The sequence below is a fragment of the Citrobacter amalonaticus genome, from assembly GCF_037053465.1.
Taxonomy (GTDB): Bacteria; Pseudomonadota; Gammaproteobacteria; order Enterobacterales; family Enterobacteriaceae; genus Citrobacter_A; species Citrobacter_A amalonaticus_H.
In genome coordinates, this window is sequence record NZ_JBALIF010000002.1 from 1 (window position 1) to 12,434 (window position 12,434).

The window sequence follows — 12,434 nt, forward strand, 5'->3', positions numbered from 1 at the left end:
TGTCCTGCGACACTCCCCGCTAATATTAAGGCGAACGGTGCTGAGCACCGTTCTTAACCACCTCGCCAGAGCCTACCGAAGTATGGTGCTGGTTTATTAGCGCTGTTTTATGGGGATCCCTCAGCGCATAGCGCGGGCTTGATAGTCAGATAATCAGGTAATTAGCCTTCCTGCAGACGCGACGGTGGCGCAGAATGATAGTACGCGTCCGCGTCAGCAAAGCGTTTCAGCATCGCAGCCGATGGCACTTTATCCAGCAGGCTGAAGACCACAATCCCAAGGCTTCCGAAGATAAACCCTGGAATGATCTCGTAAAGATCCAGCCAGCCGTAATGCTTCCAGACAATCACTGTCACTGCACCAATGATCATCCCCGCCAGCGCACCGTTACGGGTCATGCGTGACCACAAAACGGAGAACAGAACCACCGGACCGAACGCAGCGCCAAAACCGGCCCACGCGTAGCTGACCAGGCCCAACACGCGGTTTTCCGGATTGGCTGCCAGGGCAATCGCCACCAGCGCGACCACCAGCACCATCACGCGGCCTACCCAGACCAGCTCTTGTTGGCTGGCACCTTTACGCAGAAATGCTTTATACAAGTCTTCAGTGATGGCGCTGGAACAGACCAGAAGCTGACAGCTCAGCGTTGACATCACCGCAGCAAGGATTGCGGAAAGCAGAATACCGGCAATCCATGGGTTGAAGAGAATCTGCGCGAGTTCAATGAAGACGCGTTCAGCGTTCTGATTCACCGAACCTGCCAGCGCCGGGTTGTTATTGAAATACGCGATGCCGAAAAAGCCCACCGCGACTGCTCCCGCCAGGCACAGGATCATCCAGGTCATACTGATACGACGCGCGTGGACAATGCTGTGGTGAGAATCCGCCGCCATAAAGCGCGCCAGAATATGCGGCTGACCAAAGTAGCCCAGTCCCCAGCCCATCAGGGAAATGATAGCGACGAAATTCAGCCCTTTGAGCATATCGACGTTCTCAATGCTCTTTTGCTTGATGACTTCCAGAGAATCGCCAAAGCCGCCCACGCTGATGATCACCATCACCGGAGTCAGGATCAGGGCAAAAATCATCAGGCTGGCCTGAACAGTGTCCGTCCAGCTGACGGCGAGGAATCCGCCAATAAAGGTATAAATAATGGTGGCTGCCGCCCCCGCCCACAGTGCGGTTTCGTAGCTCATGCCGAAGGTGCTCTCAAAGAGACGCGCCCCCGCCACAATGCCAGACGCACAGTAAATAGTGAAAAACAGCAAAATAACCAGCGCGGAGATAATACGCAGTATCCGGCTATTATCTTCAAAACGACCGGTGAAATAGTCCGGCAGAGTCAGGGCATTATTATTATGTTCAGTGTGCACGCGAAGGCGACCCGCGACCAGCTTCCAGTTTATCCACGCTCCAACCGTCAGACCAATGGCAATCCAGCTTTCTGAAATTCCCGAAATAAATATCGCCCCTGGTAGCCCCATCAGTAACCAGCCGCTCATATCGGATGCGCCAGCGGATAACGCCGTCACAAATGGCCCAAGACTACGGCCACCCAAAATATAATCATCAAAGTTTTTGGTTGAGCGCCAGGCGATAAAACCAATCAATATCATGCCAAAAATATAGACACAGAACGTCACCAGCATAGGTGTACTTATTGCCATAAATTCTCCAGATTCTTCTGTTTTATTGCCCTGCCGGAACGAGGCAAAGCATGTTGTATTTCCCAGGCGACCGTATCCTGCCGGAAGCGTGGATTATTCACAATCGATTTAACACATCATTTACATCAATTTTTAATGCAGATGCAGACTATTTTTCGGCAGGTTGCACTCTCTCACATTTTTGACGGTTGCACCTTTTAAAAGTGTTAAGTACCGCAGAGAAAAAGATAGCGTTATTACTTTTCTGAGCGTCATACATCTTTTTTTATTAACATTTCATTCATTTTTAAGCTTGTTATCCAGGTCACATTTAACGTGGTTGCACAAAGTTGCAACATAGTGGATATTTCTCGATAACGATTAGCGGTATACCACCGAACAACAGGAGCAGATGGCATGGGAACCACCACGATGGGGGTTAAACTGGATGACGCGACCCGCGAACGTATTAAGTCAGCGGCGACGCGAATTGATCGCACCCCGCACTGGTTAATTAAGCAGGCAATCTTTAATTATCTGGAAAAGCTGGAAAACGATGACGCACTGCCAGAACTTCCTGCACTGTTAGCGGGTGCCGCTAACGAAGGCGATGAGGCGACAGCGCCACAAGAAGAGGCCCATCAGCCGTTCCTTGAATTCGCCGAGCAGATCCTGCCTCAATCCGTTTCCCGTGCCGCCATCACCGCAGCTTACCGCCGTTCAGAAACGGATGCCGTCTCCATGTTGATGGAGCAGGCGCGCCTGCCGCAGCCAGTTGCCGAACAGGCGCACAAGCTGGCTTATCAACTGGCGGATAAACTGCGTAACCAGAAAACGGCCAGCGGCCGCGCAGGTATGGTGCAGGGTTTATTACAGGAGTTCTCTCTCTCATCACAGGAAGGCGTGGCGCTGATGTGTCTGGCGGAAGCGCTGTTGCGTATTCCGGATAAGGCCACGCGTGATGCGCTGATCCGCGACAAAATCAGTAATGGCAACTGGCAGTCGCATATCGGACGCAGTCCGTCACTGTTTGTCAACGCGGCAACCTGGGGCCTGTTATTCACTGGACGGCTGGTCTCCACGCATAATGAGGCCAGCCTGTCACGCTCACTGAATCGCATTATTGGTAAGAGTGGCGAACCGCTGATTCGCAAAGGCGTCGACATGGCGATGCGCCTGATGGGCGAACAATTCGTGACGGGTGAAACCATTGCCGAAGCGCTGGCCAATGCGCGTAAGCTTGAAGAAAAAGGGTTCCGCTACTCTTACGATATGCTGGGTGAAGCTGCGCTGACCGCCGCTGATGCGCAAGCTTATATGGTTTCCTATCAACAGGCGATTCATGCGATTGGCAAAGCCTCGAACGGACGCGGGATCTATGAGGGGCCTGGCATTTCCATTAAGCTTTCCGCCCTGCATCCGCGCTACAGCCGTGCCCAGTACGATCGGGTGATGGAAGAACTGTACCCACGGCTGAAATCTTTGACGCTGTTAGCACGTCAGTATGACATCGGGATCAATATCGATGCCGAAGAGGCCGATCGTCTGGAGATCTCCCTCGACCTGCTGGAAAAACTGTGCTTTGAACCTGAGCTGGCAGGCTGGAACGGTATTGGTTTCGTGATCCAGGCCTACCAGAAACGCTGCCCGTTTGTCATTGATTACCTGATAGATCTCGCCACCCGCAGCCGTCGTCGTCTGATGATCCGCCTGGTGAAAGGCGCCTACTGGGACAGCGAGATCAAACGCGCCCAGATGGACGGCCTTGAAGGCTATCCGGTTTATACCCGCAAGGTCTACACGGATGTCTCCTATCTCGCCTGCGCGAAGAAGCTGCTCGCGGTGCCGAATCTGATCTACCCGCAGTTTGCCACCCATAACGCCCATACGCTGGCGGCTATTTATCAGTTAGCCGGGCAGAACTACTATCCGGGCCAGTATGAATTCCAGTGTCTGCACGGGATGGGCGAACCGCTGTATGAGCAGGTCACCGGTAAAGTGGCGGATGGAAAACTGAATCGTCCGTGCCGCATCTACGCGCCGGTTGGTACGCATGAAACGCTACTGGCCTATCTGGTGCGTCGTTTGCTGGAAAACGGCGCGAATACCTCCTTTGTTAACCGTATCGCGGATACCACGCTACCGCTGGATGAACTGGTGGCCGATCCCGTTGAAGCCGTTGAGAAACTGGCTCAGCAGGAAGGTCAGACCGGCCTGCCACATCCCAAAATAGCCCTGCCGCGCGATCTCTACGGTAAAGGCCGCGATAACTCAGCCGGTCTGGATCTCTCCAATGAACACCGTCTGGCCTCGCTCTCCTCCGCCCTGCTCAATAGCGCGCTGCAAAAATGGCGCGCGTTGCCGATGCTCGAAACGCCGGTTTCCGAGGGTGAAATGAGTGCAGTGATTAACCCGGCCGAGCCGAAAGACATCGTTGGTTATGTGCGTGAAGCCAGTGAAAGCGAAGTCGAACAGGCGCTGCAAAGCGCAGTGAATAACGCGCCTATCTGGTTTGCGACGCCGCCGGAAGAACGTGCGGCGATCCTGCATCGCGCAGCGGTGTTGATGGAAGGCCAGATGCAACAACTGATCGGCATTCTGGTACGTGAAGCCGGGAAAACGTTCAGCAATGCCATTGCGGAAGTGCGCGAAGCTGTCGATTTCCTCCACTATTACGCGGGTCAGGTTCGTGATGATTTCGATAATGAAACTCACCGTCCGCTTGGTCCGGTGGTGTGTATTAGTCCGTGGAACTTCCCGCTCGCCATCTTTACCGGACAGATTGCCGCTGCGCTGGCGGCAGGCAACAGCGTACTCGCCAAACCCGCAGAACAAACGCCGCTCATCGCTGCACAAGGGGTTGCGATTCTGCTGGAGGCCGGTGTACCGCCGGGCGTTGTGCAACTGCTGCCGGGGCGTGGCGAAACGGTCGGCGCCACTCTGACCACTGACGGCCGTGTGCGTGGCGTGATGTTTACCGGTTCGACCGAGGTAGCGACACTGCTACAGCGCAACATCGCCACCCGTCTGGATGCGCAGGGGCGTCCGATTCCCCTGATCGCCGAAACGGGAGGTATGAACGCGATGATTGTGGACTCGTCGGCGCTCACCGAGCAGGTCGTGGTGGATGTACTGGCCTCCGCGTTTGACAGCGCCGGACAGCGCTGTTCCGCGCTACGCGTCCTCTGTTTGCAGGATGATATTGCCGACCACACGCTGAAAATGCTGCGCGGCGCGATGGCGGAATGCCGGATGGGTAATCCGGGACGCCTGACCACCGATATCGGTCCGGTTATTGATGACGAAGCCCAGACGAATATCGAACGTCACATTCAGGCTATGCGCGCGAAAGGCCGTCCGGTGTTCCAGGCGGTACGTGAAAACAGTGATGATGTCCGCGAATGGCAAACCGGCACCTTCGTCGCCCCAACCCTGATCGAACTGGAGAGTTTTGACGAACTGCAAAAAGAAGTGTTTGGCCCGGTTCTGCACGTTGTGCGTTACAACCGCAATAATCTGGACGCGCTGATCGCGCAAATTAACGCCTCCGGATATGGTCTGACGCTCGGCGTTCATACCCGTATCGATGAAACCATCGCCCAGGTCACCGGTTCTGCGCACGTGGGGAACCTGTACGTGAACCGTAACATGGTCGGGGCTGTCGTTGGCGTTCAGCCGTTTGGCGGCGAAGGTTTGTCTGGCACGGGTCCTAAGGCTGGTGGGCCACTCTATCTCTACCGTTTGCTGGCAAACCGTCCGGAAAATGCGCTATCGATCACCCTGGCGCGCCAGGATGCAGAATATCCGGTTGATGCACAGCTTAAAGCCGCTCTGACTCAACCATTAGAAGCGCTACGTGAATGGGCCGCCGATCGCCCTGCTCTGCGCCAGATCTGTCAGCAATTTGGCGAGCAGGCGCAGGCCGGGACGCAGCGACTTTTGCCTGGACCGACAGGAGAACGAAATACCTGGACACTGTTACCGCGTGAGCGCGTGCTCTGTATTGCTGATGATGAACAGGATGCATTGGTGCAACTTGCAGCAGTCGCATCGGTCGGTAGTCTGATTTTGTGGCCGGATGATGCCTTCCATCGGGAACTGGCAAAACGTTTGCCGAAAGCCGTTTGCGACCGAATCGGGTTTACCAAAGCCGATAACCTGGTATCTCAGCCGTTTGATGCCGTTATTTTCCACGGTGATTCGGATCAGCTTCGCGCCTTGTGTGAAGCGGTTGCCGCCCGTGAAGGTGCCATCATCTCAGTGCAGGGATTCGCCCGAGGGGAAAGTAATATCTTGTTGGAACGTCTGTACGTTGAGCGCTCGCTAAGCGTGAACACAGCCGCCGCCGGGGGTAACGCCAGCCTGATGACAATTGGCTAAAGCTATGGTTAATTAAGGCTCCGGTAACGGGGCCTTTTTTTGTGGATCCAGAGGGAGTCATGAACCGAATTTTACTTACCTGCGTGGCGTTGCTGGCTGGCGGCCAGGCACTGGCCGATGATTGTGCTAATGCCAGCACGCAAGCAGAAATGAATACCTGTGCCGCCGCGCAATATCAGACGGCGGATAAGGCATTGAATAAGACGTTTCAGAATGCGCTGAAACGCGCTACACCAGCGCAGCAAGAACTGCTGAAAAAGGCGCAAACTGCCTGGATAGCCGTACGCGATGCGGACTGTGCGCTTATCAGTTCCGGCACTGAAGGCGGTAGCGCCCAGGCGATGATTTCCAGTCAATGCCTTACGGATAAAACGGCTGAACGGGAAGCATTTATCGCTTCGTTGCTGCAATGCGAAGAAGGCGATCTGAGCTGCCCACTGCCACCCGCGAATTAACGGACACGAATTCCTTCAATAATCATGCGCTGAACGTTCTCAACCGTCTGATTAAAAAAGGCTTCATCACGTAGCGTTGCCCCTGTTACCGCCTCGACCTGAGGCGCAAAATCGGCGTAATGCTGTGTTGAAGCCCAAATCATGAAAATCAGATGGTGCGGGTCAATCGGTGCCAGTTTTCCACTCTTTACCCACCCGGCAATCAGTGCGGACTTGTCATCAATCAGCGCTTTTAAATCACCGGTCAGTTCGTCCATCAACAGCGGCGCCCCCGCCAGCATTTCCATACAAAACAGCCGTGAGGCTTGCGGATAGTCGCGGGATACTTCCAGTTTAAGCCGGATATATTCTTTAATCGCGGCGAGCGGCGCAAAATCTTCACGAAACGCTTTCAACGGTGCCAGCCAGATATCAAGTATCTGTTGCAACACCGCCACATACAGTGCTTCTTTGGACGGATAGTAATACAGGAGATTGGTTTTAGAGACACCAGCCTGCTCGGCGATTTGCTCAATGCGCGTACCGTGAAAACCGTATTGCGAAAACGTATTCAATGCCGCCGTAAGAATAGCCTGGCGTTTTGCGCTGACAGCCTGCGAACGTTTACCTGTTTTTTTCTCAGCACGTTGGGCCATGCCTGTTTCCTTGTTCTGTGAATCTGGCAGTGGCGCTTAGTCTGCGGGGCGTTTCATTACAGTTCAACATAAGATGCAAAAAAACCGCCGGATTATCCGGCGGCGGTGGCGTCATCACACTGAATTGAGTACTACAGGTGATGACTTTCAGGTATGGCAGGGCTAGCTGTTACGATTACCGTGACTACTTTTGCCCCCTTTCTTACCGGCTTCAGATGCACGCTGCGGGTCATTCTTGAAGTTACCCCCGCTGTGCTGGCCACCTTTACGACCTGCTTCTGATGCTCTCTCACGGTCTTCAGCAAAATTGCCGGAACCGCCTCGATGGTTTGCCATTACTGACCTCCGTCATTGATTAGACATCATATTGCATAGGTGTCGGGGAGGATCCCCTCGCAGCAAGTGATACACACCATAATGATTGCTACGTAACTCTAAGCATAGTGAACACAGCACGATCGGGCAGCAGTTCGTAATATCCTGCAATATCTTCGCCGCTAACACGCAATATGCTCACTAACAAAGCCCATAATTAATTCTTATGGCAGAAGAAAGGACGATCGGGGAAAATGTATCATGATAATTCAGAACGCTCCGCCATCGCGAAAATCCGCGTTGCGGAGCGTAGTTCTCAGGGATGGCTAGCGTTTATTGGCAATGACTTTAACCTTATAGCGCCCGTCAGATTGGCGATATGCCCCGTGGATATCCGTTTCAAATCCCGGATACCACTTACCAATTTCACATAGCATCTGAATAAACTGGAGCGTTGCACGGTTCTCTTCCGTTAACATTTCCCCAGGCATCACCAAAGGAACCCCCGGTGGATACGGCAGAATCATATTGGCACTCACTCGTCCGATCATGTCGTCGACATAAATCTCCTCAACTTCGCCATGCAATTCTTTCTGGAATGCCCGATGTGGGTTCATCGCCATCGTCGGCAATGTTTCAAACGCATGGAACATCAACTCGGGTAAATTGTGATGGCAAATTAAAGAATGGATCCCGTTGGCCAGTTCCTGAATACACATATCGGCATAAAATTCTGGCTGTTGTTCATAAACGGCGGGCAGCATCTCTTTTACGGTAGCGTTACGATCATAATCGCGCTTAAAGTCATTCAACGCTCTGAGTAAACCTAATGCTTTTGTCTTGTTAATGCCAATGCTGAAAAGGAAAAGAAGGTTATACGGTCCGGTTTTTTCGACAATAATACCGTGCTGATCAAGATACTTTGCAACAAGCGCTGCTGGTATCCCCTGCTTTTCCATTTTTCCGGATTGGTTCATTCCAGGCATCAGCAACGTGACCTTGATAGGATCAAGGAACATATGGCGTTCATCAATGTCCTTAAATCCATGCCACTCTTCTCCTGGTGACAGAGCCCAGCAACGGGCGTCAAGGGCATCGCAGTCAGGCTGCCAGACATCGAAAAACCATCCATTGACTTCTTTTCTGATGGCTTTAATTTCATGACGGAATTGAACGGCACGACGAATAGAATTTTCGACCAGCCTTTTCCCGGCATTCCCTTTCATCATTGCCGCAGACATTTCAATCGAGGCAACAATGCCATAGTGCGGAGACGTAGAGGTGTGCATCATAAAGGTTTCATTGAAGGTTTCCTCTTCAAAATCACCCTTAATATGGATCATTGATGCCTGTGAAAACGCCGCCAAAAGCTTATGCGTGGATTGCGTTTCATAAATCGTTTTCCCCTCAACACGTTCGCCACTCATACCACTCAGGCCTTCATAAATAGGGCTGAAATTGGTGTAAGGCACCCAGGCGGAGTCAAAATGGATCGATTTCACGTCCAGCGTCTGTTTTATATAATCGGTGTTATAAAGCAGACCATCATACGTTGAGTTCGTTATCACCGCGTGCACAGGCCAGCTCGCATTTGGCGTCTGTTTCACCCGACTCGCAATGGTTTCTTTACTAAACTCACTCCGCGGTATCCCACCCAATATCCCCCACGCATTTCGCGTAGGACGTAAATAGATCGGCGTGATGTCGCTCATAATCATCAGATGCGTGAGCGATTTGTGACAATTGCGGTCAATCAGAACAGTGCTGCCAGCCGGAGCAGAGTACATTCCGACGATTTTATTGGCCGTTGACGTCCCGTTTGTCACCATAAAGCTACGCTCGGCGTTAAACGCTTTCGCAATATACTCTTCGGCTTCACGATGAGGACCAGAATGGTCCAGTAGCGATCCTAACTCTGCCACTGAAACAGAGATATCCGACTTCATGGTGTTTGCGCCAAAAAAATCGTAAAACAGACTGCCTACCGGACTCTTCTGAAATGCCGTTCCCCCCATATGCCCTGGGGTACAGAATGTATACTTTCCTTCTTCGACATAACGAAATAACGCTTTCGTAAATGGCGGTAAAATAGCATCAAAATAGGCAGCGGTTCCCCGTTTAATTCGGTCTGCGATTTCCCTTGCGCCATCCAGCTCATATTCAAAGAAGGTTATATTCAGGTTCAAATCGTGCATGCGTATATCGGGAATCGACAACTGACTGGCGAAGGCATACAGAGGCAGTTGTTCATTTAGCTTCACGATTTCATCCGGAAGTGAGACATGCCACGTTTCCCAGTCAAAGATGATGCCACAGATTTTGGCATTATTTTCAATGAGCGCCAGAAGATCTTCGCTACTTTGCGGGAAAACGACCCGGAAGTTTTCTGCTTCCAGTAATTGTTGTAATTCATGTACGGGTGCTTCTTTAAAAAGCACGCCAAGGTGGTTCATTATTACGATTGTTTTCATATCTTATCCCTGATAAAGATCCGCTACGGCATTATCTTTCTTCTGAATGAACATTCCCCAGAATGTCCAACCGGAGAAGGTGACCAACGCACCGAGCATCATTGCTTCTTCCCCCGATGCATAAAGAGCATAAAAGCTGTAAATCGTGCCAATTAAAGCGATGAACGCATTTGATTTCTGTTGACTCCCCGTAATTCCTGCTATGCGCTGCATCGGAATTAATGCCGCCATTGAGAGGACATAAGGGACTAAATTCGTCACTACGGCTAAATTAACCAGATTATTAAATTGCTTGTTCAACGAAGGGCTGATAGTCATTAACGCCAGCATCGTCTGAATAACACCTAAAATAATCATACCGATGATCGGCGCATCTTTTTTACTGACCTGAGAGAAAATTCGCGGAAAGTAACCGATATCTGCGGAGGATTTAAATACCTGAGCGACGGTAAATTGCCATCCTAATAATGAACCGATACAGGCCAATGCCATCAAAAACATCACAACATTGCCAACAGTCGGTGTAAAGAGGGTTGCATAGGCCAGCCCGAAAGGTGCTGTCGAATGCAAAAGATCGGTGTTTGGAACAATTCCGGAAATAACATTGGTAGACAAAATGTAGATCAGGGCGCAGACCAACGTGCCACCGAATACCGCTATGGGTACATTTTTCTGCGGATTCTCAACCGCATCCATATTCGCGCATGCTGATTCCAGCCCCAAAAACGCCCATAGCGTCATAGAAATAGAGGTCGAAATAGCCGAGAAGAAATCCAGGTGGTTAGGATTCCATGCACTGATATAAAGCGACGGACTAAACCAAAACCAGCCAATTACGCACAAACCGACAACAGGAATTATTACCCCCCATACGGTCACCGATCCAATTTGCCCTGTAATTCTTGCTCCGCCGAAATTACAAATAGTCGTAATCCACAACACCACAATGGTTGCCAGACAGACGCCGACCGGTGATAAGTTCGCATGAAATAACACGGAACCATAACCGACAGCAGAAATAGCAATCGCAATATTGGCGATGAGCAAACTTATTGCATACGTATAGTTTGCAATAAAATTGCCTGATTTCCCGAAGGCGTATTCAGCGTATCCGCCCATACCACCTGATTTCGTACTGAAAAGCCCGCACTTTGAAAAAGCCCACGCCAACGCCAGTGATCCTAAGGCGGTGACCAACCAGGATAAAATTGACAGGGTTCCTACTTCAGCAAGTTTTGTCGGGAGCATAATAATGCCGGACCCTAGCATATTAACCGCAGTTAATATGGTCAGGTGTACGACTCCCATTTTATTTCCAGGATTACTCATACTGACATCTCTTTGTTATTTAGATATAACGATCGTGGATAGTTAGAAAATATGAGATTGCTGTTAATGCATGAGCGTCCCCTCCTGATTTAAAGAGAAAAATGACGTCTTTCCATAAATTACTGTTTTTCAGAATCGCCTTTTTCTCTGGTGTCAGTTGACATTAAATAGCGGCTGGGCCAGATTATTTCCGGCGGAATACCCAATGCCTCAGCAATGATGCGTTCAGCCCGGGGATATGTACGAGAAAGCGCATTTTTTAACGTGTCCGGTTTAAGGCCCGAGCGTACGGAAAGTTCACGAATTGACATTCCCCGTTTATGCAAGGCAGCCACAATATCAACCCTGTGCCAGTCGGCACGCTCTTCATTTATGCCCATATTTCGATTACCCTTCTCTTACCTCTTGGGTTAACCCCATGGGGTAAATTCAATGTCCTTACGCAGGCAATAGAATTGATCCATTTTGAGATCATAAAAAGCACAAAAGTAGAAAAATGTGAGTTAACACTCATTTTTTGATCTCTATATGAGTCAATTGCATTTCTTTATGGGAATAGATAAGCAGAATGAACAGCGAAAACCGAACCGACAATCCAGATGATCAGTATGAGTCGCTTGCCGATCGGCTGCGGTTGTTGATTGGCAACCGCAGCACCCGCGCGGCAGCAAAATCGTGGCGTCTTTCCTATTCCACACTTAATAATTACCTCAACAGAGGCACAGAACCTTCACTGAGCATTGCCGCAAAAATTGCTGAACTGGAGGGTGTTTCTGTGGAATGGCTGGCCTGGGGAGATCGCCCAACACAGCCGATCCCACTGTCACTGGAACAAAATGTGGCGAGTTATCAGACGCAGTCTCCTGTCACCAGCGATCCGCTCCAGTTCACATGGTCTCTGATTTTCAGCTCGTTAGATCAAAGCGAACAAGAGTCGTTGCTTAAGCTAATCCATAAAGAAGGGGTTAAAGGAATATTGCAGGAAGTGGGTCAGCGCAGCATGTTAGAAGGAAAAATTGCTGAGCTAACGCCAGGTGAACGCGAGCAGTTTTATGGTCAGGCACAGAAATGGATTTCAGCCATTGAATCCTCGCGTAAAAACAGAACCTGAACAGATTTACTCGATTAACACCACAAAATGATCTCTATGGAGATCATTTTTCTTGCATGGCACTCTCGCCTCGCTGTAAAGTGCTCTTC

General features: G+C 50.8%; 9 protein-coding genes. 3 read left to right on the forward strand and 6 right to left on the reverse strand.

Going from position 1 to position 12,434, the window contains the following annotated elements; genetic code table 11:
- Nucleotides 1–161: 161 nt before the first annotated feature.
- Entirely contained in the window at nucleotides 162–1,670 is a 1,509-nt protein-coding gene (gene putP / locus WB371_RS02850) for a sodium/proline symporter PutP (protein ID WP_336218621.1), read from the reverse strand.
- Nucleotides 1,671–2,066: 396 nt separating this feature from the next.
- Here putP and putA point away from each other — a divergent pair, with 396 nt between their 5' ends.
- Together putA and WB371_RS02860 are read left to right on the forward strand one after the other, a co-directional pair.
- The gene (gene putA / locus WB371_RS02855; protein WP_336218622.1) at nucleotides 2,067–6,029 is read left to right on the forward strand and encodes a trifunctional transcriptional regulator/proline dehydrogenase/L-glutamate gamma-semialdehyde dehydrogenase; all 3,963 of its coding nucleotides are present in this window, start codon (nucleotides 2,067–2,069) and stop codon (nucleotides 6,027–6,029) included.
- Between the two features lie 59 nt (nucleotides 6,030–6,088).
- On the forward strand, nucleotides 6,089–6,484 hold the full coding sequence (locus WB371_RS02860) for a lysozyme inhibitor LprI family protein (RefSeq protein ID WP_336218623.1): 396 nt from the start codon (nucleotides 6,089–6,091) through the stop codon (nucleotides 6,482–6,484).
- On the opposite strand, the gene rutR is transcribed toward WB371_RS02860, so the two are convergent.
- From rutR to WB371_RS02885, 5 genes are all read right to left on the reverse strand, one after another.
- Nucleotides 6,481–7,119, reverse strand: coding sequence for an HTH-type transcriptional regulator RutR (gene rutR, locus WB371_RS02865; RefSeq protein WP_336218624.1), 639 nt, complete (start codon nucleotides 7,117–7,119; stop codon nucleotides 6,481–6,483). The two genes, WB371_RS02860 and rutR, sit on opposite strands and share 4 nt — an antisense overlap.
- A gap of 162 nt (nucleotides 7,120–7,281) precedes the next feature.
- Nucleotides 7,282–7,455: a general stress protein gene (locus WB371_RS02870; RefSeq protein ID WP_012132907.1), complete on the reverse strand. Its 174-nt coding sequence runs from the start codon at nucleotides 7,453–7,455 to the stop codon at nucleotides 7,282–7,284.
- Nucleotides 7,456–7,760: 305 nt separating this feature from the next.
- Nucleotides 7,761–9,905 carry a lysine decarboxylase LdcC gene (locus WB371_RS02875; RefSeq protein WP_336218625.1) on the reverse strand — a complete coding sequence of 715 codons (2,145 nt, stop codon included), beginning with the start codon at nucleotides 9,903–9,905 and terminating at the stop codon, nucleotides 7,761–7,763.
- Nucleotides 9,906–9,908: 3 nt separating this feature from the next.
- The gene (gene potE, locus WB371_RS02880) at nucleotides 9,909–11,234 is read right to left on the reverse strand and encodes a putrescine-ornithine antiporter (RefSeq protein WP_336218626.1); all 1,326 of its coding nucleotides are present in this window, start codon (nucleotides 11,232–11,234) and stop codon (nucleotides 9,909–9,911) included.
- A gap of 119 nt (nucleotides 11,235–11,353) precedes the next feature.
- Nucleotides 11,354–11,614, reverse strand: coding sequence for a helix-turn-helix transcriptional regulator (locus WB371_RS02885; RefSeq protein ID WP_336218627.1), 261 nt, complete (start codon nucleotides 11,612–11,614; stop codon nucleotides 11,354–11,356).
- Between the two features lie 188 nt (nucleotides 11,615–11,802).
- Here WB371_RS02885 and WB371_RS02890 point away from each other — a divergent pair, with 188 nt between their 5' ends.
- Nucleotides 11,803–12,345: a helix-turn-helix domain-containing protein gene (locus tag WB371_RS02890; RefSeq protein WP_336218628.1), complete on the forward strand. Its 543-nt coding sequence runs from the start codon at nucleotides 11,803–11,805 to the stop codon at nucleotides 12,343–12,345.
- Nucleotides 12,346–12,434: the final 89 nt, after the last annotated feature.

Excerpts from the sequence above, each read along its gene's own strand:
- putP (WP_336218621.1), bottom strand. The coding sequence starts at position 1,670 with ATGGCAATAAGTACACCTATGCTGGTGACGTTCTGTGTCTATATTTTT.
- putA (WP_336218622.1), top strand. The coding sequence starts at position 2,067 with ATGGGAACCACCACGATGGGGGTTAAACTGGATGACGCGACCCGCGAA.
- WB371_RS02860 (WP_336218623.1), top strand. The coding sequence starts at position 6,089 with ATGAACCGAATTTTACTTACCTGCGTGGCGTTGCTGGCTGGCGGCCAG.
- rutR (WP_336218624.1), bottom strand. The coding sequence starts at position 7,119 with ATGGCCCAACGTGCTGAGAAAAAAACAGGTAAACGTTCGCAGGCTGTC.
- WB371_RS02870 (WP_012132907.1), bottom strand. The coding sequence starts at position 7,455 with ATGGCAAACCATCGAGGCGGTTCCGGCAATTTTGCTGAAGACCGTGAG.
- WB371_RS02875 (WP_336218625.1), bottom strand. The coding sequence starts at position 9,905 with ATGAAAACAATCGTAATAATGAACCACCTTGGCGTGCTTTTTAAAGAA.
- potE (WP_336218626.1), bottom strand. The coding sequence starts at position 11,234 with ATGAGTAATCCTGGAAATAAAATGGGAGTCGTACACCTGACCATATTA.
- WB371_RS02885 (WP_336218627.1), bottom strand. The coding sequence starts at position 11,614 with ATGGGCATAAATGAAGAGCGTGCCGACTGGCACAGGGTTGATATTGTG.
- WB371_RS02890 (WP_336218628.1), top strand. The coding sequence starts at position 11,803 with ATGAACAGCGAAAACCGAACCGACAATCCAGATGATCAGTATGAGTCG.